The sequence below is a fragment of the Vibrio sp. CDRSL-10 TSBA genome, from assembly GCA_039696685.1.
Classification (GTDB): domain Bacteria; phylum Pseudomonadota; class Gammaproteobacteria; order Enterobacterales; family Vibrionaceae; genus Vibrio.
Genome location: CP155565.1, coordinates 1,245,230 through 1,271,557 on the forward strand (window position 1 = coordinate 1,245,230; position 26,328 = coordinate 1,271,557).

General features: G+C 50.4%; 9 protein-coding genes and 10 pseudogenes. 3 read left to right on the forward strand and 16 right to left on the reverse strand.

Annotation, left to right across the window (positions count from 1 at the left end; translation table 11 throughout):
- The first annotated feature begins 56 nt into the window (after window positions 1-56).
- Window positions 57-1,013, forward strand: a complete 957-nt coding sequence (locus ABDK09_06130; GenBank protein ID XAW87738.1) for an AEC family transporter — start codon at window positions 57-59, stop codon at window positions 1,011-1,013.
- A gap of 96 nt (window positions 1,014-1,109) precedes the next feature.
- Window positions 1,110-1,743 (forward strand): annotated as a pseudogene (locus ABDK09_06135) (START domain-containing protein).
- Here ABDK09_06135 and ABDK09_06140 read toward each other — a convergent pair.
- The 10 genes and pseudogenes from ABDK09_06140 to ABDK09_06185 all read right to left on the reverse strand — a co-directional run bounded on the left by ABDK09_06140 (window position 1,744) and on the right by ABDK09_06185 (window position 17,509).
- Window positions 1,744-2,130: an MAPEG family protein gene (locus ABDK09_06140; GenBank protein ID XAW87739.1), complete on the reverse strand. Its 387-nt coding sequence runs from the start codon at window positions 2,128-2,130 to the stop codon at window positions 1,744-1,746.
- A gap of 254 nt (window positions 2,131-2,384) precedes the next feature.
- Window positions 2,385-2,747, reverse strand: a complete 363-nt coding sequence (locus tag ABDK09_06145; GenBank protein XAW87740.1) for a hypothetical protein — start codon at window positions 2,745-2,747, stop codon at window positions 2,385-2,387.
- A gap of 40 nt (window positions 2,748-2,787) precedes the next feature.
- Window positions 2,788-3,108 (reverse strand): hypothetical protein, encoded by a 321-nt coding sequence (locus ABDK09_06150; protein ID XAW87741.1) that lies wholly within the window; start codon window positions 3,106-3,108, stop codon window positions 2,788-2,790.
- Window positions 3,105-6,373: pseudogene (locus ABDK09_06155) on the reverse strand (T6SS effector BTH_I2691 family protein). Before ABDK09_06155 ends, ABDK09_06150 begins: the two are co-directional and overlap by 4 nt.
- On the reverse strand, window positions 6,370-7,230 hold the full coding sequence (locus ABDK09_06160; protein XAW87742.1) for a DUF4123 domain-containing protein: 861 nt from the start codon (window positions 7,228-7,230) through the stop codon (window positions 6,370-6,372). Before ABDK09_06160 ends, ABDK09_06155 begins: the two are co-directional and overlap by 4 nt.
- Entirely contained in the window at window positions 7,227-9,314 is a 2,088-nt protein-coding gene (locus ABDK09_06165; protein XAW87743.1) for a type VI secretion system tip protein VgrG, read from the reverse strand. The genes ABDK09_06160 and ABDK09_06165 overlap by 4 nt, the downstream gene beginning before the upstream one ends.
- A gap of 206 nt (window positions 9,315-9,520) precedes the next feature.
- Window positions 9,521-10,040: pseudogene (gene hcp-2 / locus ABDK09_06170) on the reverse strand (type VI secretion system effector Hcp-2).
- Window positions 10,041-10,407: 367 nt separating this feature from the next.
- Window positions 10,408-12,598, reverse strand: a pseudogene (gene glgB / locus ABDK09_06175) (1,4-alpha-glucan branching protein GlgB).
- A gap of 164 nt (window positions 12,599-12,762) precedes the next feature.
- Window positions 12,763-14,944 (reverse strand): annotated as a pseudogene (malQ, locus tag ABDK09_06180) (4-alpha-glucanotransferase).
- 110 nt (window positions 14,945-15,054) lie between these two features.
- Window positions 15,055-17,509: pseudogene (locus tag ABDK09_06185) on the reverse strand (glycogen/starch/alpha-glucan phosphorylase).
- A 528-nt stretch (window positions 17,510-18,037) separates the two neighbouring features.
- On the opposite strand from ABDK09_06185, the pseudogene malT reads away from it, so the two are divergent.
- A pseudogene (gene malT / locus ABDK09_06190) lies at window positions 18,038-20,747 on the forward strand (HTH-type transcriptional regulator MalT).
- 100 nt (window positions 20,748-20,847) lie between these two features.
- Here the strand turns inward: malT and ABDK09_06195 are convergent.
- The 6 genes and pseudogenes from ABDK09_06195 to cyoA all read right to left on the reverse strand — a co-directional run bounded on the left by ABDK09_06195 (window position 20,848) and on the right by cyoA (window position 26,056).
- Window positions 20,848-21,205: pseudogene (locus ABDK09_06195) on the reverse strand (YibL family ribosome-associated protein).
- Window positions 21,206-21,325: 120 nt separating this feature from the next.
- Window positions 21,326-22,192: a heme o synthase gene (gene cyoE, locus ABDK09_06200; protein XAW87744.1), complete on the reverse strand. Its 867-nt coding sequence runs from the start codon at window positions 22,190-22,192 to the stop codon at window positions 21,326-21,328.
- Between the two features lie 7 nt (window positions 22,193-22,199).
- Window positions 22,200-22,514 (reverse strand): cytochrome o ubiquinol oxidase subunit IV, encoded by a 315-nt coding sequence (cyoD, locus tag ABDK09_06205; GenBank protein XAW87745.1) that lies wholly within the window; start codon window positions 22,512-22,514, stop codon window positions 22,200-22,202.
- Window positions 22,514-23,117, reverse strand: a pseudogene (gene cyoC / locus ABDK09_06210) (cytochrome o ubiquinol oxidase subunit III). Before cyoC ends, cyoD begins: the two are co-directional and overlap by 1 nt.
- A 37-nt stretch (window positions 23,118-23,154) precedes the next feature.
- Window positions 23,155-25,135 (reverse strand): annotated as a pseudogene (gene cyoB, locus ABDK09_06215) (cytochrome o ubiquinol oxidase subunit I).
- Window positions 25,136-25,141: 6 nt separating this feature from the next.
- On the reverse strand, window positions 25,142-26,056 hold the full coding sequence (cyoA, locus tag ABDK09_06220) for a ubiquinol oxidase subunit II (GenBank protein XAW88478.1): 915 nt from the start codon (window positions 26,054-26,056) through the stop codon (window positions 25,142-25,144).
- Window positions 26,057-26,328: the final 272 nt, after the last annotated feature.

Below are 26,328 nucleotides of genomic sequence, written 5' to 3' on the forward strand. Positions count from 1 at the left end.
CGCCCTGCTGAAACTATGAAACAATGGTCAAACTTCACCCACGTTCAAGGAAGGGTATGCAAGGCATTCTCGAACAGCTGCAATTTTCTGCTTCTATCACCGGACCAATCTGTTTAATGCTGGCGCTCGGCGTCATCTTCAAACGGATGAACTTAATCAATGAGAACTTTATCGACGTCGCATCACGCATGGTGTTCCAGGTTACCCTGCCTGCCCTGCTGTTTTTGAGCATTGTCGGCTCCAAGCATGACTTCTCATCCAGTATGCCGCTGATCCTGTTTGGTCTGATTGCCAATTTTGCTTTCTTCCTTTTCACCACCTGGACCACCAGACGCACCGTGCCGAATCCGAAAGATCAGGGCGTGGTAATTCAGGGCGGTTTTCGCGCCAATACTGCGATTATCGGCCTGGCCTACATGGCCAACACTTACGGTAACAGCGGCGTAGCGCTGGCGGCGATTTACGTCGCCTCAATGACCATGCTGTACAACATTCAGGCCGTGATCACCCTGACGCCCAAAGGCAGTGCCAGCGGCCTGCAGGCGGCGAAACTAATGTTCAAAACCCTGACCAAGAACCCGCTCATTATTTCAATTGTGCTCGGCATGATTTGCTACTTTCTCGCGGTACCGATCCCGCAGGTGGTCGAGAAAGCCGGCCACTATTTTGCCAACATGACCCTGCCACTGGCGCTGCTGTGCACCGGCGGCTCACTCGATATTCGCTCTCTGCGGGATGACAAAGTCGCGGCATGGATTTCCACTGCTTACAAACTGGTACTGGCACCGCTGATGATCACTGTCGCCGCGATGATTTACGGCTTCCGTGATATGGAGCTGGGCCTGATTTTTCTGATGAGCGCGTCACCCAGCGCCGCGGCCAGTTACGTCATGGCGCGCGCGATGGGCGGTAACGCGGCACTGGCAGCCAATATTATCGCTTTGACAACGGTCTTTTCACTGGTGACCTGTACGTTGGGTATTTTCCTGCTCTCAACCTTTCAGCTCATCTGAGCGCACAGGACAATAAATTCTGCATAAATGCCGGCCAGCCCCTACGCTTTACTAGGACTCACGATTTGGGTCAGTCAGGGACGAGAGGGAATCACAATGCTGAGCCGCTGGTTATGCTTGCTGTGGCTGCTGCCGATCGGCGCGGCCACAGCCGACAGTACGCAACGATGGGAAATGGCCAAAAATGAGGATGGTATTACCATCCACACCCGCCATCATCAGGATGGTTTGGTCGAAATCCGCGCTCAGATGTTTGAGCCGACCAGCTATGCGGCTTTTCTGGCGCTGCTGGAAGACAGCGCCAATATCCCCAACTGGATAGATAAAGTCTCATCCAGCCGCGTTTCTCAAGCAGCTGTCACCAAATGAAAATATTGTTTATACCCGCTTCAGCGCTCCCTGGCCGGCGCGCAATCGCGATATGGTGACCTACTCGCGCTTTGAGCAGCCACCAGGCGCGTTTATTCTCACCATTGAAGATGCCTCCGAGCGCTACCCGCCGCAGCCGGACTATATCCGTATCACCGCAGTCAAGGCGACCTGGACGCTGGAAAAACTCACTAACGGCCTGACCCATATTGACTACGTTGCCTTCGCCGACCCGGGCGGCAACCTGCCAGACTGGATGGCCAACAAGCTGTCAGTCTCCAGCGCCTTCAATACCTTTCAGGGCCTCAGGCAGCAGCTTCCCAAATATCAACAGCGCCAACACTCTCAAGTCAGTGAGTAATTACCACAGCCTGGCATAAGGCAGATAAATCAGATTCAGCACCATCAACAGCGTCATCACCCCAAAGGTCAGCTTCATCCCGGTCACGCGGCCTTTGAGCTGATCGTTTAATATTGCTTTAGCATGCAGCACACGCCCGACAATAAACGCAATCCCGCACAGGTGAATCCACCCTACTGCGGCGCCATTCATTTCCGCCAGCCCCATCATAATCAAAGTGATCGGCACGTACTCAGCCGCATTGCCCTGCGCACTACGCGCCAGGGTCAGCACATTCACGCCACCATCGGCATATTTGACCTGATGCCGGCGCCGCAACTGAATCACCTGTACCGCCAGCCAAATCATCAACCCGGCCAGAATGACCGCATACAAAGCCGTAACCATAAGGTTTCCTTTTGTCTCAGATGTTTAAGTGCAGATAAGTGTAGATGAAAAGCCCGGAAAGCAAAAAGCGCTGCCAGAGCAGCGCTTTGAATAAGAGCGTATTGGTATCAATATCAGGCCTGTTTTTCTTGCCACGCCTGCATATAGCGGCTGCACGCATCACCGATGCTAAAAATGGTATGACCTTGGGCATATTCGTTGCGAGCCAGCATGTATAATCTTGTTATATGACCTCTACCAAGAAAAAATAAAAACTAGTCATCTGTTAATTCTCGATTAAACATTGGATGTTTATATTGATCATTTAGACGTTTCAATTGATGATGCTCAACGTTATCATGACAATTTTTTAAGCATTCTATAAATTCTTTTTTATCGTCAAATGTTTTAAAGAAAATCGTTCTTATAAATTTTGGATGAAAGTCTGCAGTAGTATTTATTTCCACTACAGTATCTTTTATTGGATCAAAAACAACCACATGATCAGAAAAATACACTTCTAACTCTTCCACTTGAGGCTTAAAGTTTGTTAAACCAAAGGACAAAAGTGCACACCCCCCCACACCAACGAAGGCTAAAGGACCAATCAGAACTAAAGCGACAATACATACAGCCATCCCCACCCATGCAAATCCCCTCACTACTGTGTAAGCACTATCAGGAAACCGCCACTTGCTCAGTATAATTAATACCCACAGATGTCAAATAATAATGAAATTTTCTATCAGAAAAAAATAGATACCTAGTGGCAAACATCATACCAACACAAATAATAATATTAATCCAAAATAAAACATCATTGGAATTAAGATCACTTACCACAAGAAAAGCCAAAGGAATTAGCCCCGCGACAATAACTAATAACCAGCGCCAGATAGTAGCAAGACGCGATCCTATACCGGTATATTCCCAGCTAAAAACACTTTCACTGCTATATAGTTTTTCTTTCAATTTTTGCAACTCTTTCTCTGATATCATTTACTTTTCTCTACATTTACAATTCTTGTTGAAAAATCTTTTTCGTTTATCGGATCCAATTCCAACTCACCATTACTGGAACCTTGCGCACAAAATTTTATCGCTTTATTATCCTGAGTTATCCAGTTAAATGGCAAAGAAATACAAACACCAATAATATCTTGATCACTACCACCTAAATTTAATCGATACACCAACTTATCATCCTCCGATTCCCAATTTCCCAACTGTTCATTAATAAGTACTGGAGAGCTTGATTTCGGTATCTGATATGAAAGCGTCTGCTGCCTTGGGGAGCGTGTAATTTGTAATCCAATTGCCTTATTTTCAAGATATGAGGGAACTTTTATTTCAATCTGCCACTGCATGTTAAAATTATAACGTTGATTATTAGGAAGATCTTTCAATACAGATTTTAGCCGAATAACAGGGCGATGAACCAACCGTTCCAAATTGATCAACTCTTCCGTTGCTGTCCAAAATTCTGGTTTTTTTCCCCAAGTTGAATCCCTTAGCCAGTTTTCTAAATCAGAGCGCTTAAAAACATTGGTTATGATGACAGCAATCAGATAAATAACACCGATAACAGCCATACCCGTTAACATCCAACCAGCACTGATCCAACCGATAGTAAATATTCCAAATAAACGGCTACCTAACCAAGCTCCCAACTGTATACCAAATATGGCACTCTGTGCGAGAGTTGCAGACCACTTTAGAGCATAACCAGCTCTTTCCATTGGTGTTCTGGAAGTATCCTTGAATCGCACATAACTTTCCCATGTCTCTAATGCGCTGGAAATAAAACCGATAGTTGAGACTAATGCAATAGATTTAGAAAAAGTCTTAAGTGTATTTTGTACTACTAATGTAGACTCATTTTTTAACGCTACTTTTAAAGATATCTTCAGAAGATCTTTTCTAACAATTGTGTCCCAAGCTCGACCCACACTGATCGCTCCGGCAGCCACCACGGTATAACCGGTTGCATATAGAGCTTCTCCTACAGCAGGATTGTCTAGCGGACTTAAACTCGAATTGTCGGCAAGTTTTTGAGGTAAAGCCTCCAGCACCGCCATGGTGTTCCATAAGTTCAGTGCAAAAACCAATCCCCCCAGGCCTCCTAAAGAATTACTGACAGATGTAGTGTTCACTTTTGTTTTTTGCCACACAGCTTCAAGCTTTTCATTTACGGACTGCTGGAAAGTCTTCATCGCCGCTTGTTCTTTGAGCGTGACCATCATAGGTAACTCTTGACTAAACAAATTTTCCAGCTTGCGCCTGGCTGCGTTGGCCATACCAACCTGATGATTTTTGGGACTTATTTTTCCAGGCTTGAGATTAATCGCCCCATCGATCTCTTTGAGTATATTGTTCAGTTTAACTCTAAAATTTCCCAATTCTTTTGCATAATTGGGGTTAGACTTAAGAATCGCATCTTCATTAACGATGCTTTCTACTAAAAGCAGCCTGATGTTTGAGAGCAAGCTCTGTGTACCTGGTTTGCGTGCAAATTGATACGGGAAACAGCAGTTCCTGCAACGCTCCCCAGCTGTCTTTTGCCTGATTAGCAATGGCGCTTTGCATCGCAGAAAAACTAAGTTGAATCGGCTCAATTGAGGACTTAAACCAAGCCTTCTCCCTAATCCGGCTATCGCCGGTGAAAGTATCCCAGTTCGCAATCGCAGTGGATAGCGTCACCATATCACTCGGCGTAGAGAAGGAGAGAAACGAATTACTAAAATCTTTAACATGGTCATTAATTGCTTTATTGGCTTCAACACAAAAGCCAGAAGAGGCTAATGCCATCAAATTTTTCGGCGAATCGAAAGATAACTCTTTCTTAAGCCTTGCCTGGCCCTTCTCACTGCTGCTGGCTTGGGTTACCACTGTTAAAAATTGACTCACTAAATCCATTAAATAGGCTTGCTGATACGCATCCTGATTATCTATTCCCAGTGAAACAGGATCAGTGCCAAGCTGATTAAACGCAGTCATAAATTTGGCATAATGGGCTTGTATTTGTTCATCCAATCCTTCTAATTTGGTGTAATGCTCAATCAGAAAACTATCCAGATCGCCCCAACGGACTTCATCATGAAAAATATTATTTTTTTTCTGCCACTCACGCATTTGTTGGCTGCTAGGGGAGAAATTGTACATTCTCTTTAGTTCCGCCAACTGCTGATCAGCCTCTTTTTGTATGGGTGAGTCAAAGATAGGTACAGCCCCCTGACTGGCGGCTTGAGTAAACTGAATTTCCGCTAACTCAGCGTTAGAAACATACTCGGTCAGAGCTTTTTCAAACTCTAAGATACGAATCGGATCTTGCTTTATGTATTCAGGAAGGTCTTTCTCTTCAACTGTCACTCGCCCCAAAGAACGCGTTAACGCCGCCATTTGCAGCTTATGCTGTTTATCTTCATCCCCCATCAATTGACTACGACTATTAACTTGTCCAGCAAATTGAATAAAGAGATCTGAGATATCTGCCAATGGATCATCCAAGGCCACAAAAACAGCACTTGTTTGCTCTGGCAGATCGCTGAGATATTCACTACTCGCTGCAGCAGGTTTAACTGCGACCAAATTAAACTCACTCTCGCTCGGGGTATCGTCTTGTTGCTCAGTGACGGATAGCGGAGTACACGTATGTTCAAACAGTTCATTCTGATCTGAAACATCGATATCTGCGACATAATCACCTAAATAGCGGGCGAATTGAGCATGAGGAAGCGCTGAATTTTCATCACACTGATTTAAGCTTAACTTGCGCATTAAAGCATTGCGACTAGATGAATCAGAGCGCATATGCTCGCAAACCCGCCATGTCCAGCGCTGATGAGCGTAACCAATAAATAGCGTATGTGTTGAGGGATAAAACAGGCAACTTTTTGTCTCACCTTCACTCCCCCGCTCAGCAGCGGGTTTTGTCGCTTCATCTGATGACCAGTCAATCTTGATAAACTTAGAGCCAAGCACCTGATATTCATGAAAAGTATTGGCTGTTTGATCAAACACGTAAATCCAGCCATCACGCAATTGCCGCAGAGTATAGTGGCGATCGTCAGACTTGAACCTTCCTTGCCATCGCTTACCATCGTCGGGGAAACGGATGTAGCTGATCACCATGTTCATCATTATCATCAAACGCATATCGAACCGGAATAATGCCCAACATAGACAGCTTAAGCGGACAAGTACCGGCCGGATCCTGAGAATCTTTTGTCTGGCCGGATTTGGCTGAATTCATTGCGCCACTCATGCTTGTCTCTCCTGCGATTGTGAATACTGGTATGCCAGATTTGCTGCTGTTTCAATACGTTGTGATGGGGTTTGTTGCGAAGGTTGATGAATCAACTGGAAAATATCCGCATAAACCGGCTCTTGAACGGCTTGCAGGCCGACAAAGCCGATGACATTAAAAAACATCAATAGGTCGCGCTCAGAGCTAAAGCCTTGCTGATAGGCATTTTCGGCCTGTAATGCCAGCCAGTCAGGCTGAGAGGCATGTTGAGCCAGTGTTTCCGGAAACCAGCGCAGCATATGATTTTCGATACTTTCCAGGGTATTACACCAGGTTACCTGACCCAATAAGCGCCACTGCTCATCAGAAAGCTTGTAGGTACCTTGCTCCATAGCAAGCAGCGCGTCAGGCTGTACCAAGTGCTGCCATCTTTTTCGGGTGGGTAGCCAGGCCTGATTCATCACCTGCCATAAATTAGCCACTCCGGTACTGAGCAATATGTATCCACATTCTGTGTTCGCCATTTTGGCAAATACTGAAGAGCCATAGGGGGATTCGACCTTAATCAGGCTTCGTAACCCATCCGCGACCTGATTTAGTGGCAATGATGAGGAAAAGAAATACCCCGCCATCGCTTCATTTAACTCTAAAAACCAATCTGTTACCGACTGTGTTGCTCTGATGACATACGGCGAAACCGGCAGCAATTCCTGATACGGAGCATCGAGATAAATCGGCTCTAGATCCAGCTCACCTTTGAGGCCATACAACTTGACCGCAAGGTGTTCAATCTGCGCACCATCGACCAAAAGGTAAAGCTCCTCATGTGAATCGATAGTCATATCTGGAACTGTGGTCACTAAGTTTGCTTTCATGCCTGCTCTTTTGCCTCTTCACACACTTCACAAACCGGATCTTTACCTTTCAGCGCTTCAATCTGCCGGCTTTTCAGCAGCGGCGACATCGATTGCTGACTGGCGGTGATGCTCTGCGCTTCAGCGGCTTCCGGCGCAGCCACCGCCTCTATCCCCCCAGGCAATACTGCCGTCAGGCCGCCGTAGCCGGAGCCTGAACTGGCGCTGCCGCCGGAGTTGAGGTTGATGGCTGAGCCGACCGCGTGTACGCCGGCCGGGTCGATTTTGATGAAGCTGCCGCCGCCCTGGATGGTGATCTCGCTGCCGGCGTCCAGTACCAGTTTGTTGCCCGCTTTGAGGTGGACTTCGCTGCCGGCCTCAAAGATAGATTTGGCGCCGACTTTCTGCTGCAGTCCGCCGCCGATATCGACGCTGTTATCAAGGGCAATATTGGTTCGACTTTCGCCGCCGATGGTAAGGTGCTGGTTGTTGTGCACCTGAGTAAAACTGTCGTTGGTGACGGTCTGATGTTTATCGTGCTTGATGCGGTAGGTCTGGTCGTTTTCAATCAGGCGTTCGAGATCTTTCTGCGCGTGCAGATAAATCTGCTCACTACCGGCCTGATCTTCCAGGCTCAGTTCGTTATAGCCTTCGCCCTGATGGGTCTGTGTGCGCAGCACGGTTTTGGTTTTATTGTCTGGCAAGGTGTACGGCGCCACATTCGTCGCGTGGTAGGTTCGTCCGGTGACAATCGGCTGATCCGGGTCGCCGTTTAAGAACGACACGATCACTTCGTGGCCGATACGCGGGATAGCCAGCATACCGTATTGGCTGCCGGCCCAGTCCTGGGCAACCCGCACCCAACATGAGCTGTGCTCGTCTCGGTTGGAATAGCGATCCCAGGGGAAATGCAGTTTGACCCGGCCATGCTCGTCACAAAAAATTTCTTCCCCCTGCGGGCCGACCACAGTGGCAATCATCGGGCCGTCAACCTGAGGTTTGGTTTGCGGCGTGGCGCGCCAGTTCATATTGCCCGGAATGAGCTTAAACTGGTTGGCATAAGTCGTGGCACCACTGCCGCCCGCCTCTTCCAATGCCTGTGGCTGCCTGCCCTGATGCGCAATACTGACCACCAGCCACTCGCGGTTGAGGCTGTCATCGCTGTGCTCAGTCAGGGCAAACTTAAACCCGGCGCGCAGCAGCGGCTGATTACTGCGCCCGCAGGCGCTGTGTGCGTCACGACGCAGATAGTCGAGACGGATCTGGCTGTACGCTTTGCCGTTTGCATCGTTTTTATAGCGCCCCGGCGCATCAAAGTGTTGGTAACCGTCCTGCTGATAGGCCATCTCGGTGCCGGTCGCACTTTGGGCAAACGAATAAGCCGGCTTTTTAAAACTGTAGTCACGCAGCACTGTGTGGCTGACTTCCGCCTGGGTATTGCTGCTGAGTGCGGAAATGTAAGGCGTATCCATCACGCCGCCGGCTAACGTGTTGTACGGCACCGGCACGCCGAGTGACGGCAAAGAATCTGATGCATCACTGAACAGCAAGGTGTGCTTGCCTTCTTGATGCACAAAGCTGTACACCAGCCCTTCTTCTGCGGCCAAACGATGAACGAAATCGAGGTCGGATTCGCGGTACTGGACACAAAACTCACGCTGCGCGCAATCGCGGGTCAGGGAAAAGGCATACTCATTAATGCCCATCTCCTGCAGCAGGACAGCGATGATCTCCGGCACGGTTTTAAGCTGGAAAATCCGGCTGTTGTGACGCAGTGACAAACGCTCCAGCGCCGGCACCAATGTCAGTGAGTAGAAGGTATGGTGATGACCGGTATCGCCGCGGTTGAAGCGGCGCACAATGCCGTTGACGCACTGAACCAGCACATTGTCGCGATAAAACGTCAGCTCTGCGGTTTTATCGACGATAGCGTCAGCGCTCAGGTTCGGTTGCCGGCTGGCCAGTTCAATCTGATAGCGGAAACCATGACAGGGTGCACTGCCCTGCCACTCACTGGACAAGGTTTCCTGCCCGTTAAACGTATGCACCACCAGAGTGTCGTCTTCCAGCCCTTCGACCTGAATTTGATAACTTAACGTCGCCATGCTGCCATTCCTTGCTACTCGGTAAAGATGGGTAACTGCTGAGTTAAACCGGTCGGCGCTGTGCGCTCAGCCGGACAAATTTTTGCTCACCCCTAAACGCAAAACACCCGTGACCATGCTGAAACAGAATGGCGCGGGTCAGATACTTTGGGTTTAAGGCTGACAAAGTTGCCCGCCAGCGGCGGGCAACTGAGTTCGAGCGTGACTTACGCTTCGACAGGCTTACGCCAGTCATCAGAACCTGAAGTACCCGCGTTAACGTGATCCCAGGTGATTTTGCGGTAAGACATAGACACAGTCAGGTTCTGAGTGAAATCAGATTTCGCAGGATCCTGACAGTGTGGCATTTCGCAGTGAATATCCACGATAGAGGCGTTTCTCCAGCTTAGTGGTGAAGAAGTTCTCTTGTTTGCCTTCAATAGAGGTACGGTACCATTTCAGCTCAACGTTGGTCATCTTCTCACCAGACGCCAGTGCGTTGTACAGCAGTGGAACCGCTTTGTTCAAAGACACAGTGAATTTAAACGGCTTGTGTACACGCTGACCAGAAGGCTGACCAGATTGTGGGTCAGTTGGTACAGTAACGTTGTGATCGAACTGCTGAACCAGCATTTGATCTTCGTGACCTTCAACGAATGAATCGCCGATAGAATCCGCAGTACAAGCGCCTGCAGTGATAAGACCCTGAGTTTGACCTTCGATAGAGATATAACATGGAGTTGGCATTGCTAATTCCTTTCTAACTGATTATGTCGTTTACCACGACGATGATTGAAACGTGCGCCTGGCGCGAATTCAGTCATAAGGGAGCAAGGTCGATGCCAAAAACACAACTTATAAAAATCAGTCAGTTATATTGAATTAACTATTTTTAGAGCAATAAACTGCCCCCGGGCGAGCAACATCTTGCTTGGCGGGTAAACTTCTTCCAGGAAAAGAGGTTCAATACCGCATCACTTCCATAGCAAAAAGCCATTGTAACAGGCAGTAAAAAGCCCGATTTACACTATAAATCGGGCTTGGATGATGAAAGCAACAGACTATTCGCGGTAGTCAATGATTCGCTTAAACGGCTTCACGCGCTTAGACAGCCTCAATCGATGAATTTATACATCAGCGTTGCCAGCGGCGGCACGCGCAGTTCAAGCGACTGCGGCAGATCTTCACTGGCGACTTTCTCGGTCGCGAGCAGGTTTTTGACTTCAAAGTCACTGCCGTCGTATTTGCAGTCATCGGTATTGAGCAGCAACTGATAACGACCTGTGACCGGCACCCCCAGACGGAATGCAGAGTGCGGCACCGGCGTGAAGTTGGTGACTATCAGCACCCGTTCGCCACTGTCGCTGAAACGTTCATGGGCGATGATACTGGCATCGGCCGAGTCCTGCAGACGCCATTCAAAGCCTTTCGGCTCACAATCGAGTTCGTGTAACGCCGCTTCACTGCGATAGAGGTGGTTGAGATCGCGTACCAGACTCTGCACACCTTTATGACGCGGGAAATCAAGCAGGAACCATTGCAACTGGTCATCGTGATTCCACTCTGCGGTCTGGCCGAATTCAGCGCCCATAAAATTGAGCTTCTTACCCGGCTGACCATACATATAGGCCATGTAAGCGCGCATGTTAGCCGTTTGCTGCCACTCGTCACCAGGCATTTTGTAGATCAGTGACTGCTTGCCGTACACCACTTCGTCATGAGACAAAGACAACACATAGTTCTCGCTGAACGCGTAGATAAGCGGGAAGGTCAACGTATTGTGGTGGTACTTACGGTGTACCGGATCTTCTTTAATGTACGACAAACTGTCGTGCATCCAGCCCATATTCCACTTAAAGCCGAAACCAAGCCCGCCCATAAAGGTTGGCGCGGATACGCCCGGAAAGGCGGTCGACTCTTCAGCGATAGTCATCGCGTTCGGGAAGTATTTGTACACTTCCTCGTTCATCCATTTCAGCGTCGCAATGGCGTCGTAGTTTTCCCGTCCGCCGTCAATGTTCGGTATCCATTGATCGTGACTGCGCGAGTAATCAAGATACAGCATAGAAGCCACCGCATCGACGCGGATGCCATCGATATGGAACATCTCAAACCAGTACAAGGCGTTAGAGACTAAGAAACGGCGCACATGCTCGCGCCCCATATCGTAGATAAACGAGTTCCAGTCCTGATGCCAACCACGGCGTGGATCCGGGTCGTGATAAAGTGGCGTGCCGTCAAAGTTGGCCAGGCCATGATCGTCAGACGGGAAATGCGCCGGCACCCAGTCCAGCACCACGCCTAAACCCGCCTGGTGGCAGACATCAACAAAGTATTTAAAATCATCCGGGCTGCCAAAGCGGCTGGTTGGCGCAAACAAACCGACCGGCTGATAACCCCATGAGCCGTAAAACGGATGCTCCGAGACCGGCATCAGCTCGACATGGCTGTAGCCCATATCCACCAGATACGGCACCAGCTGATCGGCCAGCTCCCGGTAATTAAGGAAGCGGCCATCTTCGCCGCGTTTCCAAGAGCCAGCATGCAGCTCATAAAACGACAACGCTTCTCTGCGCTTTTCCGTCACCGCGCGCGTCTGCCATGCTTCATCCTGCCATTGATAGCCCTGATGATCATAAACCACAGACGCGAAACGACGGATACTGATCGGCATAACTGCCCCACGGATCGGCTTTGTGTGGCAAGCCTTCACCCTGCGGGCCTTTGAGTTCAAACTTGTATTGTACGCCGGCTTGCAACCCGGGAATAAACAGACCCCAGATGCCGTAATCAAGGCGCTGCATCGGATGGCGACGACCATCCCACTGGTTAAACGAGCCGACCAGGCTACAGGCTGACGCGTGCGGCGCGTAGACTAAAAAACGGACCCCGGAAATCTGTTTGCCATCACGCTCTACAGTCACAAACTGCGAGCCCATGTGGTGATACATGGCTTTGGGCGTGTGCAGATCGTCGTATTCGGCGTAAATACCATGATACTGGTACGGGTCGTCGATGATCTGCTCTACCCCATCCCAGTCGATGGCCAACTGGTAATGGGTGAAGCGCAAATCACGTTCGGCGTTGAGCACAAAGCCGGAATCCAGCTCGCGTTGCAGCTCAATTCTTGCTTCACCCTCAATCAGAAGTTCTACCTTATTGGCTCCGGGCATCCATACCCGCAGAGATCCCTGCTGTGTGGGAATAAAAGGACCGAGAAATGCGAATGGATCAGCAAAGGCAGCGCTGGAAAGCTGCTGATAGGCCAGTTGCTGCTTGGACGGCTTCTTTTTGGTCGGTTTCAATATTCCTACTCCTAAACCTGAACTTACCTAAGGAAAAAAAGGCCCGCTAAGAAGCGGGCTGCTAGCATAAAACCATCTTATCGAACTCATCTTGGCCATGGAGTGACCCAGGCTAAACTTCTCATTGTAAATGCTGAGAAATCGCAAAATCACTCCACGATCATTCACTTGCTCGCTGTGGCTCGGACTTCACTCAGTTTAGAGGCAATGCGGTTAACATCCTCACGAGCAAAAATCTCATCCAGATTCATCGACAGTTTACGCCGCCAGTTAGGATATTCATTTACCGTGCCAGGAATATTGACCGGTTTATCCATTTCCAGCCAGTCCTCAAGCTGCACACTCAGCAGCGCAGATGACCCGGCAGCAACGTGCAGTTGCAGCGCTTCACTCAGATAAGAGTCCATCGGTACCAGGCTGGCATCACGCCCGACACCTTGTGGCAGGAAACCATGCCAGGCTACCGAGTCGAGAATGCCCTGCTTACACTTGAGGCGATCAGCAAACAAGGTTTCAAGCTGATCTTCATCCGGATACAGGCCGATTTCACGTCCCATTTTCAGATCATCACAGTGCCAGAAGCCACGCAGGGTCGGCATATCGTGGGTACACAGTGCCGCCATGGATTGATCCGCATAATGAGCCGGCGAGATAAAGCCGCCGTCTTCTTTGGAGGTTTCAAAGAAGAACACCTTGTAGGAGTGCACTCCGGCATCGCGCAGCAGTTCGACGATTTCATCCGGCACGGTACCGAGATCTTCGCCAATCACACTGCACTGGTGACGATGTGATTCGAGCGCCAGGATCGCCAGCATGTCACGCACCGGGTAATAGACGTAAGCGCCTTTGGTCGCGTTTCTCACCTTTCGGGATCCACCACAGACGCAGCAGGCCAAGCACATGGTCAATGCGCAGCGAGCCACAATGCTTCATATTGGCGCGCAGCAGATTGATATAGGCGCGATACGCAGTTTGCTCCAGCACCTGCGGATTGAGTGGCGGCAGCCCCCAGTTCTGGCCCAGCGGGCCGAGAATATCCGGCGGCGCACCAATACTGGCATCCTGCACCAGAATCCCCTCATCAGCCCAGGTCTCTGACCCGGCATCAGACACACCAACCGCCAGGTCACGGTACAGGCCGACTGACATGCCTTTCTCTTCAGCCAGAGTCTGCACTTCGCTGATCTGGGTATCGGCAATCCACTGCAGGTACATGTAGAGATGCACACTGTCCTGATTGTCTTCAATAAATTTCTGTACCGCAGCCAGGTCAAAGCGACGGTATTTTTCCGGGAATACCGGCCAGCCCCAGACGTTGCTGTCTTCAGCATGCAACTGGGCATGCAGTGCGTCAAACGCTGCCTGATGCAACAGGCTGTCACCGCCCTGCTCGACAAAGCTCAGAAACGTGGCGGCGCGATCGCTGTTTTTATCGAGATGGCGGGTTTTAAACTCGGCAAACAACAAAGGCAACACGCTCATTTTCATCGCCGCGACTTCGCTGTAGTTGACCCAATGCTCTTCACGCACTTTTTGCAGACGCTGCTGGAAATCCGGGCTACCGACTTTTTGCTGCGCTTCAGCGCTCAGAGCAAATTCCGGTACCGAGCTGACATCAATGTAGAGAATATTAAGCCAGCGACGCGATGACGGGCTGTACGGGCTGGCACCTTCCGGATTGGCCGGAAACAGCGAGTGAATCGGGTTAAGACCAACGAAATCACCGCCACGTGAAGCAATGTCCGCCACCAGTTGCTTGAGGTCACCGAAATCGCCCATACCCCAGTTGTGCTGGGTACGCAGGGTGTAGAGTTGAACACTCGGGCCCCACAGTTTTTTGTGTTGCTCAAGAGCCGGCTGCTTGTAACAGGCAGCAGGGGCGATGATCAATGTCATGCTGTAAGGCGCTTTGCGACGCTTACGGGTGATCAACAAAGTGTGATAACCCCAGGCTAAGTCACTGGGCAAAGCAAATACCAGAGGGCCACCCTCGGCACGCTCGTCCCGAACGATCTGCGACTGAAGATAGCCTTCAAGTACTTCTCCCTGCTCGGTTTCCAGGCGCCAGTTAAACTCACTTTCACGCGCACTGACACCCAGATATAAGGGGACTTCGACCGCTTCACCGTCGCGGATCACCAGCACAGGATCGAGTACATCTTTCTTGTGCTTTTTCTCCGCCGATTTGAGTAGTGCGTCGTCACTGCTGGTGTCATAACCCATGCAGTCGAGTAGATGGCGAATCGTCTCATCCTGTACGTGCGCTTCGTCGCCCCAGGCACTGATATAGCGGTTGGATATATTCGCCATTTCAGCGACCTGCATTAACGCATTATTGTCTTTCATCGCTCTCTCCGAAGGGAATTGCCACCCTTCAAATCATGTAGGGTTTATTGTAATTAATATGATGAAGGCACAGCCCGGGACTTTTGCCCCGGGCTGGTTTGGAATCAGGCTCAGCGTTTGACCGCTTCCAGTTTCCAGATGTTATTCACGTAATCACGAATACTGCGGTCGGAACTGAATTTACCCACCAGCGCCGTATTGAGAATCGCTTTCTTAGCCCAGCCGGCCTGATCGCGGTACTGCTCATCAATCGCCTGATGTGCCGCAACATAAGAAGCGAAATCCGCCAGCACCAGATACGGGTCACCACCATCCAACAGGCTGTCATAAGTGGTGCGCAGTTTGCCCGGCATACCCGGGGTAAACTCGTCACCAAGCAGCAAGTCCAGTGATGCTTTCAGCAGCGGATCGGCATGATAGAAGTCGTACGGGTTGTAACCCTGTGCCCGCAACGCTTCGACACCGTCGACTTCCAGACCGAAGATGTAGATATTGTCATCACCGACTTCTTCACGAATTTCAACGTTAGCGCCATCCATGGTGCCGATGGTCAGCGCACCGTTGAGTGCCATCTTCATGTTGCCGGTACCGGAGGCTTCTTTACCCGCGGTCGAGATCTGCTCGGAAACATCAGCGGCCGGGATAATGATTTCCGCCATGCTGACCCGGTAATCCGGAATGAACACCACTTTCAGCTTGTCACTGACACGCGGATCGTTGTTGACCTTCTCGGCAATCTTGTTAATCGCGTAGATGATCTCTTTCGCCAGGTGATAACCCGGCGCCGCTTTCGCCGCAAAGAAGAATACCCGTGGGTGCATATCGAAACTGGCTTCGTTCACCAGGCGATGGTAAAGCGACAGGATGTGCAGCATGTTGAGATGCTGGCGTTTGTACTCGTGCAGACGTTTGATCTGAACATCAAAAATCGCATTGGTGTCGAGCTCAATGTCCATGTGCTGTTTAACCCAGTCTGCCAAACGCTGTTTGTTCTCTTTCTTGACCGCCATAAACTGCTGCTGGAAGGTCTTATCATCCGCGTACTGCGAAATGGCTTCCAGCTGGTCAAGATGCGCCGGCCACTCGTCACCAATCTTATCGCTGATCAAGGCTGACAGGCCCGGGTTACAGAATTTCAGCCAGCGACGCGGGGTAATACCGTTGGTGACGTTTTGCAAACGGCCCGGATAGAGTTGATTAAACTCAGGGAACAGATCGCGTTTGACTAACTCAGAGTGCAGCGCTGCCACCCCGTTGACCGCGTACGAACCAATGACGCACAGGTTGGCCATACGCACCATACGGTGGAAACCTTCCTCGATAACCGACAGTTTTTGCTGTTTAGACACATCGCCCGGCCATTTGGCGCGTACTTCCTGCAGGAACAGATGGTTGATTTGGTAGATGATTTCCATATGGCGCGGCAGCAGACGCTGGATCAGAGATTCGCTCCAGGTTTCCAGCGCTTCCGGCAACAGAGTGTGGTTGGTGTAAGCAAACGTATGTGAACAGATAGCCCACGCCTCATCCCACGACAGATCACGCTCATCGATCAGAATGCGCATCAGCTCCGGAATGGCGATGGTCGGGTGGGTATCATTGAGCTGGATAGTTTCCTGCTTAGGCAGATCAGCCAGAGCAAAGCCAGCCGCTTCGTGACGACGCAGAATGTCGCGTACTGACGCCGCGCTGTGGAAGTACTGCTGCATCAGACGCAGAGTTTTGCCTTTTTCATGGTTATCGTTCGGGTACAGCACTTTAGTAATGTTGCCCGCATCGATCAGCGCGTGCTGCGCTTCAAAATAGTTACCGTTGTTAAAGCTCTCCAGCGAGAAAGGCGCAATCGCGCGGCACTCCCACAAACGCAGCGGATAAACGGTTTCACTCTGATAGCCGACAATCGGCAAATCCCACGGCATCGCCTGCACCAGCATGCCCGGAACCCAGCGTCGTTTCTCGACGCCGTTTTCCTGGATGACTTCTACATGGCCGTAAAAGCCGATTTCCTGTTTCAGTTTCCGGACGGGCCACTTCCCACGGGTAGCCTTCCACCCCGCCCCACGCATCCGGCGCTTCTTTCTGGTGGCCATCTTCAAATGATTGCTTGAACAGGCCGTATTCATAATGCAAACCGTAACCGACGGTCGGGTACTCCTGCGCAGCACAAGAATCCATGTAACATGCCGCCAGACGTCCCAGGCCGCCGTTACCGAGTGAAGGGTCACGCTCTTCTTCGAGGATGTCGGTCAGGCTCAGACCCAGCTCCGCCATGGCTTCAGCGATCTGCTCGTACAGACCCATGCTGATCAGGTTGTTACCGGTCAGACGACCGATCAGAAATTCCAGTGACAGGTAGTTAAGGCTTTTGGCATTGACAATGCGCTCATCCTGCTCGGTTTCCAGCAGGTCAAAGGTGGTCAGCTCAGCCAGCGCACGACCCATCGCCAGGTACCACAGACGGCTGTTGGCATGTTCAACGGTACTCGCGTAGGTGGCAGTCAGATGGCGTTTCACGTTGTCTTGGAACAAAGCTTTATCAAATGTTTTTTGTTGCGTAGGTTTCATGGAGAAATCTCACTTATGGTTCTAATCCAGCTGGGACATATCCTGCATCTAGCGCGCCAGCAAAACATCCTCCCACAACACCACTCCCACGGGAGTAGGAGTAAGGGCGTAGAGGAGGAGCACCCGGGTTTGAGTGATCCATCTCTCACACAAGCCAGCCAGTAAGATTTTCTGAGTGACCAGGATCACAGCAACCTGCCATTAAAGCGTACGGAGTATTTATGAAAGCGACGTGATTGATTGATGGACCAGTTGCTCAAAATGCAACATCGCTCACATTTCAAATAGAACAGAAACCGCTAATTGCGCGCGTTTTGGTGGAAGACCGCCGCCATTACGGTGCATAACTGCATCAAATTGGTGATCAGATTCACACTTACGGGGCGTAGTTCGGTAAGAAGTGTGAATCCTGCTTAAATCTCGCCGCGGATCAATAAACGTAGGCAATGACATCAAGTAACATTCTTGCATCAAGACGTGAGCTGACTCACTTCGTATAACAAAAATGACAGAACGGAACGTATTAACATGTGGATACCTTCTAAACTTACTCGTCCCGGGCGGTTGCATAATGCTATCGTCCGGCCACGTGTTCTGGAACTGCTTCAGCAGGCACCTTACTACAAGCTGGTTTTGTTCCGCTCTCCTGCCGGCTACGGCAAAACCACCATGGCCGCCCAATGGCTGGCCGATAAGCCCAACGTCGGCTGGTACAGCATCGATGAGAGTGATAACGATCCGTTTCGCTTTATGAACTACATGCTGCAGGCGCTCAATAAAGCCACGCATCAAAGCTGCCCGAATGCGCAGAAGCTGGCCGAACGACGCCAGTTCTCTACCCTGCACTCGCTGCTGAGCGAAGTGTTTGCCGAAATGTCCGATTTCCAGCAAGAGTGCTATCTGGTCTTAGACGACTACCATCTGATCAGCGATGAAGATATCCATGAAGTCATGCGCTTTTTCCTCAAGCATATGCCGGACAATCTGACCCTGGTGGTCACCAGTCGCATGATCCCGCCGCTGGGCACGGCAAACCTGCGGGTGCGCGATCTGATGATCGAAATCGGCAACGATCTGCTGGCGTTTGATAACGAGGAGACGACGCGCTTTTTTAATCAGCGTGTTGCAGAAGGCATTGATGACAGCACCGCAGTCAGCCTGCGTAATTATGTCGAGGGCTGGCCGTCAGCTCTGCAGCTTATCGCACTGCAAGCTCAGCATCAGAAACGGACTCTGGCCCAGTCGGCCGAATCAGTTTCCCAGTTTAACCACGCCCACCTGTGGGATTATCTGGTAGAAGAAGTGTTTGATCTGCTTGATAAAGACACCCGTCGTTTTCTGATGCAGTGTTCGGTACTCGATCACTTTAACGATGCGTTGGTCGCCGCGTTAACCAAACGTGATGACGCACTCAACATGATAGAGCAGCTCAACCGTTATGGCCTGTTTATCTATCCGCTGGAAGGTGAACATAACTGGTATCGCTTTCATAACCTGTTTGCCGAATTTCTTGCCCACCAACGCCTGGCGAATATTCCGCAGCAGGAGCAGGAGTTGCATCGGGCTGCCGCGCTTGCCTGGCTGGAAGCCAACACGGCACATCAGGCTCTGCGCCATGCCCGCTTAGCCCAGGATTCAGATTTGCTGGCGCGTATTCTGGTTGAGTATGGCTGGAAGATGTTTAACGAAGGTGAACTGGAAATTCTCGAAGAGGCAATTAATCTGCTCAGCCCGACTCAGCTCTACAGCCAGCCGAAACTGTGCCTGCTACAAGCCTGGCTGGCACAAAGTCAGCACCGCTACAACGCCGTTGGCGATCTGCTGGCACGCGCTGATGAGGAGATGAGCGCACTGAATATCAAACCCAGCAGTAAAGAGCAGGGGGAGTTTCTGCGCGCTGCGTGCCCAGGTCGCCATCAACCAGAATGAACCGGAGAAAGCGCTTGAGCTGGCTGAGCAGGCGCTGGGCCAACTCGATAACACCATCTACCGCAGCCGCATTGTCGCCACCTCAGTGGTGGGTGAAGTCAACCATGTGCTCGGCAATCTCAGCCGTGCCCTGTCGATGATGCAACAGACCGAAAAGCTGGCGCGTCAGTATCAGGTCTATCATCAGGCACTGTGGGCACTGCTGCAGCAGAGTGAGATTCTGATTGCTCAGGGATATGTTCAGGCGGCCTTTGAGGTGCAGGATAACGCGTTTAAGCTGGTGGAAGATCAGCATCTGCACCAGTTGCCGCTGCATGAATTCCTGCTGCGTATCCGCGCTCAAATCCTGTGGTGCTGGAACCGGCTTGACGAAGCCGAGGAGTGCGCTTACAAAGGGCTGGATGTATTGGGTAAACAGTCACCCAGCCAGCACCTGCATAGTTACTCAATGCTGGCGCGCATTGCAGTCGGCAGGGGTGAACTCGATAAGGCCGGCCGCTTTATCGAACAGATTCAGCATCTGCTCAAGCAGTCCAATTACCATGTCGACTGGACTGCCAATGCGTCACTATCACTGATCCTGTACTGGCAGGCACGCGACGATCAAACCGCAATTGCAGAATGGCTGCAAGGCAGTATTCGCCCACAGCATGCCCGCAACCACTTTCAGCAGATGCAGTGGCGTAACATAGCCCGCGCGCAGATCAACCTGGGTCAGAATGACGACGCCAGCCAGACTCTGGCATTTATGCAAACTGAAGCGCAGCAGTACCAGTTGGTGACCGATACCAACCGTAACCTGATCGTCGAAGCATGTCTGGCCACTTCTTGTGGTCAGGATGACGTGGCACGCGACAAACTCAAAGCCGCACTGCGCCTGACCAACCAGACCGGCATGATCGGTAATTTCCTCATTGACGGCAGTAAAATTGGCCACCTATTGGAAAAACTGTCTCACCGGGTTGATTTGGGCGATCTGGAACGTCACCGCGCCCAGCAACTGATGAAAGAGATTTCCACCACGCAGCGCAGCCGCTCAGTACACTTTGACGAAGAGTTTGTCGAGAGTCTGATCAATCACCCGAACATTCCGGAACTGGTGCGCACCAGCCCGCTCACGCAGCGTGAATGGCAGGTGCTGGGGCTTATCTACTCGGGCTTAAGTAACGAGCAAATCGCGCAGGAACTCGATGTCGCCGGTACCACGATCAAAACCCACATCCGTAATCTGTACCAGAAACTCAACATCGCCAATCGTAAAGAAGCAGTTCGTACCGCGGAGAATCTGTTGCAGCTGATGGGATATTAAGCCCTGAGCTGCCATCAGAGCCGCTAAAACGCAAAGAGCCAGCATCTGCTGGCTCTTTTTATTCTGGCCCGGTAAAAGGCTCTCAGGACGCATTGGCCGATTAAAACGGCTTAGGCGCGAAACCTGTCATCGCCTGCAGACGCAGGGCTTTACCGATTTTGGTCATTGGGTGTACCACCACCAGACCTTTGACTGATTTTTTCAGCTTGCCCAAATCAGACTGTTCAGCTTTGGTCAGCTCACGCGAGAAACGGCATGTCCGCCAGTTGCTTGCGTTCTTTATTCAGTTCGTAATCTTCTTTGCCTTTCAGGCCATTGAGCTTTTTGCTCAGCTGATCCAGGTCATCAGTGAATTTGCTGATCATCGCGCTGTCGCCGCGAGTCTTAGCGGCATCCAACTTGCGACGGCAAGTATCCAGGCGGTTGTTCAGTTGTTGAATGTCGTTTTTCAGACTCATGGGAAAACTCTCTTCGTGGAACGGGCACGGAGTATAGCACAAAGGTCCGCTCAGAGTGGTATTTGTAAAAAGAAAAGGCACCCGATTGGGTGCCTTTAGACGCTTTAAATGGCGGGACCGTCAAATGGAGATAGGAATAAGTTCCAGTCCGAGAACCGAACTGATCCCCATCACAACCAGCAGTGACACTTTGAACACCGATTTTGACCACTGGACATAATTGTCTTCGGTCACCGGGCGGAATGTCACTCGGGTCCACATGAAGCATACGGCTGACGCAACGGCCAGATACTCGTAACCGCCTTCACCGGCCAGGAACAGAGCGAACGCCACAACGTTAAACGCCACAACGTAAGCCATCATATGCTTGCGCGCTTTCTCGATGCCGGACACAACAGGCAACACAGGGATGCCCGCCGATTTGTAGTCCTGCATACGGAACATCGCAATTGCGTAAGAGTGTGGCATCTGCCACAGACCAAACAACGCGAACAGCAACACAGCTTCCAGGCTGATGTAGTTGGTCACCGCAAGGTAGCCGACCAGGGGCGGAACTGCTCCCGACACACTGCCGACTAACGTACCGTACACCGAGGTACGCTTGTACCACATGGTGTAGAAGAAAACGTAAAACACGTATCCCAGCAACACCACCACTGTCGACAGCGGATTGGCCAGCAGGTACAGCTCAGCCGTGCCTGCTAACAGCAACACAATGGCAAACACAAACGCATGGTCAGCATTGATCTCGCCTTTCACCAGTAATCGGCTTCGGGTGCGATCCATTCGCGAATCGATATCACGATCGAAAATGTTATTTACCACACAACCTGATGCAATCACCATTGCCACCCCTGCCAGGGTGTAGGCCAGCAGCGCCACATCGGCCGTCTCTGATTTAGCTGCGAGGAAGAACCCCGCAGCCACAGAGATAAGGTTACCGATGATAATGCCTGGCTTAGTGATAGAAACGTAACCTTTAATCATGAAACGCCTACATCTTCATATTGACGTTGAGGTTCCACATAATCCAGATTGAACCACCAATCAGAATCAGTACCACAATTGCAGTAAACATCAGCGACACGAAGTTCCAGCGCCCTTCTTCAGTGCGGGTTTCCATGTGCAGGAAGTATGCAAAATGGACAAACACCTGAACAAGTGCACAACCGAACATTACCGCGTACGTCGCCGCTGCTGGCAGAGTCTGCGCTGCAACGAAATAGAACGGAATGGCGGTCAGGATCAGTGACAGGATAAAACCTTTTACGTAATCCTTTTTACCAGTATCTACATGTTGGTTGCTCATTACATTACTCCCACTAGGTAGACGATGGTGAATACACAGATCCAAACGATGTCCAGGAAGTGCCAGAACAAGCTCAGGCAGTTCAGACGCGTTTGCATCATGTCGTTCAGACCTTTAGTCGACAGCTGCCAGTAGCATACTGCCAGCCAGATCAGACCAAAGCTTACGTGCAGACCGTGCGTACCAACCAGCGTGAAGAAACGCAGACAGGAATGCACTGGTGTCAGGACCCGCACCATGAGCGATCAGGTGATGGAATTCGTAGATTTCCATACCGATAAAGCCAGCGCCCAACAGGAAGGTCACAGCCAACCAACGTTTCAGACCAGCCAGGTCCTGACGTTTCATCGCAATCATGCCGAAACCGAAAGTGATACTACTAAACAGCAGCAGCATGGTTTCAACAAATACGAACGGTAGTTCAAACAGATCTTTACCAGACGGGCCACCCGCAGTTGCGTGCGACAGTACTGCGTACGTTGCAAACAGAGTTGCGAACAGTACACAGTCACTCATCAGATAAACCCAGAAGCCAAACAGCTTGTTGCTACCGGTATCGTGGTGATGATCATGCGCGTGCGCACCATGAGCATTAGCGTGCATAGGTCACCTCCATATCGTCGTCTTTCTGACCTGCAGTCTTATTAGCTTCTGCAACACGCTTACGGTGTGCATCTTCGATAGCTTTGATTTCATCAACCTGAACGTAGTAGTCCACGTCTTCGTTGAAGCTGTGCTTGATACAAGCCACAACCACACCGATGAAGCCAATCGCTGCCAGCCACCAGATGTACCAGATCATAGCGAAACCGAATACCAGAGACCAAGCCGATACGTACATACCTGTTGGGGTATTCTTCGGCATGTGGATTGGTTCGTATTCCACTTCTTTGTTCAGGTCGTGCTCACCACGCTCTTTCTGGTACCAGAAGGCATCCAGTTCATCGCCTTTCGGCAATTTAGCGAAGTTGTAGAACGGCGGTGGAGAAGAGGTTGCCCATTCCAGAGTACGGCCACCCCATGGGTCACCGGTCACATCCAGGTTCTCTTTACGGTCGCGGATACTTACGTAAATCTGGATGAACTGACACAGTACGCCCAGTGCAACGATAGCAGTACCAAAGGCAGCAACCGCCAGCAGAGGGAAGAACTCTGGATCAATGTTCTGGCTGATACGACGAGTCATACCCATGAAGCCCAGCGCGTACAGCGGCAGGAATGCCAGGATAAAACCAGTGATCCAGCAGTAGAACGCACGTTTGCCCCATGCTTCGTTCAGCATGAAACCTGTTGCTTTCGGGAACCAGTAAGTGATCGCTGCGAAACAGCCGAATACCACACCACCGATGATAACGTTGTGGAAGTGCGCAATCAGGAATACTGAGTTATGCAGTACAAAGTCAGCACCAGGAACCGCCATCAGTACGCCGGTCATACCACCGATAGAGAACGAGATCAGGAAGCCGATGGTCCACATCATAGGGGTAGTGAACTTGATACGACCACGGTACATAGTGAACAGCCAGTTGAAGATCTTAACCCCGGTCGGGATAGAGATGATCATGGTTGCAATACCGAAGAAACGCGTTCACGTTTGCACCGCCACCCATGGTGAAGAAGTGGTGCAGCCATACAACGAAGGCCAGAATGGTGATAACGATTGTCGCCCAAACCAGAGAGGTGTAACCGAACAGCTTCTTACGTGAGAAGGTTGCTGTTACTTCTGAGAACACACCGAATACCGGCAGAACCAGGATGTATACTTCAGGGTGACCCCATGCCCAAATCAGGTTGACATACATCATCATGTTGCCGCCCATGTCATTGGTAAAGAAGTGCATACCCAAGTAACGGTCCAGAGTCAGTAGCGCGATGGTTACAGTCAGGATTGGGAACGAGATGATGATCAGAATGTTGGCACAGAATGATGCCCAGGTGAAAACTGGCATCTTCATCATTGGCATAGACGGCGTACGCATACGCAGAATTGTCACGAAGAAGTTCACACCTGTCAGCGTGGTACCCACACCGGATATCTGCAGCGCCCATATCCAGTAGTCAACCCCGACCCCCGGACTGGCATCAATGCCAGACAATGGCGGATACGCAAGCCAACCAGTACGGCCGAACTCACCCACAGCCAGAGACATGTTGGTCAGAATAACACCGACAACAAACAGCCAGAAGCTCAGGTTGTTCAGGTATGGGAATGCAACGTCACGAGCACCGATTTGCAGTGGCACAACGATGTTCATCAAACCGATGACCAACGGCATTGCCACGAAGAAAATCATGATCACGCCGTGCGCGGTAAAGATTTGATCGTAGTGGTGCTGAGGCAGGTAACCTGCTTCACCCGCTGACGACAGCAATTGCTGGCTACGCATCATCACCGCATCGGCAAAACCACGAATCAACATGATCATTGCAACGGCGATGTACATAAAGCCTAGTTTTTTGTGGTCTACTGACGTAAACCATTCATTCCATAGGTACTGCCATTTACCCATACGAGTAATGGTAGCCACTACCGCAAGACCAACAAGCGCAATTACAGCCATAGTAACTACGATGATAGGCTCGTGGTATGGAATGGAATCTAATGTAAGTCTTCCAAACATTGTTTGTTACCCTTTGTGTTCTGCCATGTTCATATGACCGTGAACTTCCTTTTTCTCATCATCATTGAGAGAACCCATAAACTGCATAACAACAGTTGAGAACAGGTCTTGAGGAACTTCAGAGAAGTAAGTCACAGGAACGTCTTCGCTCGGCTTAGCCAGCGTTTGGTAATCACTGAAATCGTTCAGCTTCTTAGGCTGAGCTTTCACGTTTTGTACCCACTCATCAAAGCTTGCTTGATCAGGCAGGGCACTGGCCGTGAATTTCATGTGAGAGAAACCTTCGCCGCTGTAGCTGGAAGAAATACCTTTGTACTCACCTTCATGGTTCGCAATCAGGTGCAAACGGGTCACCATGCCTGGCATAGCGTAAATTTGACTACCTAATCGAGGGATGAAGAATGAGTTCATGATGTTGTCAGAGGTGATTTTGAACTCCACCGGCACATCTTTAGGGAACGCGACATAGTTGACTGTGGCAATATTCTGCTCAGGGTAGATAAACAGCCATTTCCAATCCAGTGACACAACTTCGATTGTCATATGATCGACGTCGCTTTTCAGAGGAACAGATGGCTCGAGCTCATGGGTAGAACGCCAGGTAATCACGCCCAAAATCGCGATAATGATGATTGGAATCGTCCAAACCACCACTTCGATTTTGGTCGAGTGTGACCAATCTGGTGTGTACTCTACGTCAGTGTTGCTCGCACGGTATTTATAGGCAAAGTAGATTGTCATCAAAATCACAGGGATCACGACAATCAACATCAGAACAAGAGCTGTGATGATCAACTCCTTTTCACGTACCCCTACCATGCCCTTTGGATCAAGCAAAGCAGATTGACATCCCGAGAGGAGCAAAATTGCAATGAACAATCCGGCTCTCGACAAGATGTTTTTATATCTTGAGGCTTCCATTGACTTTCTCGACTGTATTTGCGGGATTCCAGAGACAAAAGTTGGCACTTTTAAGAACCCGCGGTTGATGTTTATGAGTTTTTATGTGTAATTGAGCTTGCACAAATGTTTACTTCATGTAACATTTATGTATACGCCACTCAGAATTCCGACATTCGTCATTTTCTCTGCCATTCGCGCATATACCCAAATGCCACAGCCGCATACAATTTGTTACATCCGAGGCATTATGCGGACATTATCTTTCGATCACAGTAGACGAAATTGCAATC

What these genes read in the sequence shown, in the direction of transcription:
- ABDK09_06130 (XAW87738.1), top strand. Translation starts at nt 57, where the DNA reads ATGCAAGGCATTCTCGAACAGCTGCAATTTTCTGCTTCTATCACCGGA.
- ABDK09_06160 (XAW87742.1), bottom strand. Translation starts at nt 7,230, where the DNA reads ATGAAAGCAAACTTAGTGACCACAGTTCCAGATATGACTATCGATTCA.
- cyoD (XAW87745.1), bottom strand. Translation starts at nt 22,514, where the DNA reads ATGAGCAACCAACATGTAGATACTGGTAAAAAGGATTACGTAAAAGGT.
- cyoA (XAW88478.1), bottom strand. Translation starts at nt 26,056, where the DNA reads ATGGAAGCCTCAAGATATAAAAACATCTTGTCGAGAGCCGGATTGTTC.
- ABDK09_06165 (XAW87743.1), bottom strand. Translation starts at nt 9,314, where the DNA reads ATGGCGACGTTAAGTTATCAAATTCAGGTCGAAGGGCTGGAAGACGAC.
- ABDK09_06150 (XAW87741.1), bottom strand. Translation starts at nt 3,108, where the DNA reads ATGATATCAGAGAAAGAGTTGCAAAAATTGAAAGAAAAACTATATAGC.
- cyoE (XAW87744.1), bottom strand. Translation starts at nt 22,192, where the DNA reads ATGATTAAAGGTTACGTTTCTATCACTAAGCCAGGCATTATCATCGGT.
- ABDK09_06140 (XAW87739.1), bottom strand. Translation starts at nt 2,130, where the DNA reads ATGGTTACGGCTTTGTATGCGGTCATTCTGGCCGGGTTGATGATTTGG.
- ABDK09_06145 (XAW87740.1), bottom strand. Translation starts at nt 2,747, where the DNA reads ATGGCTGTATGTATTGTCGCTTTAGTTCTGATTGGTCCTTTAGCCTTC.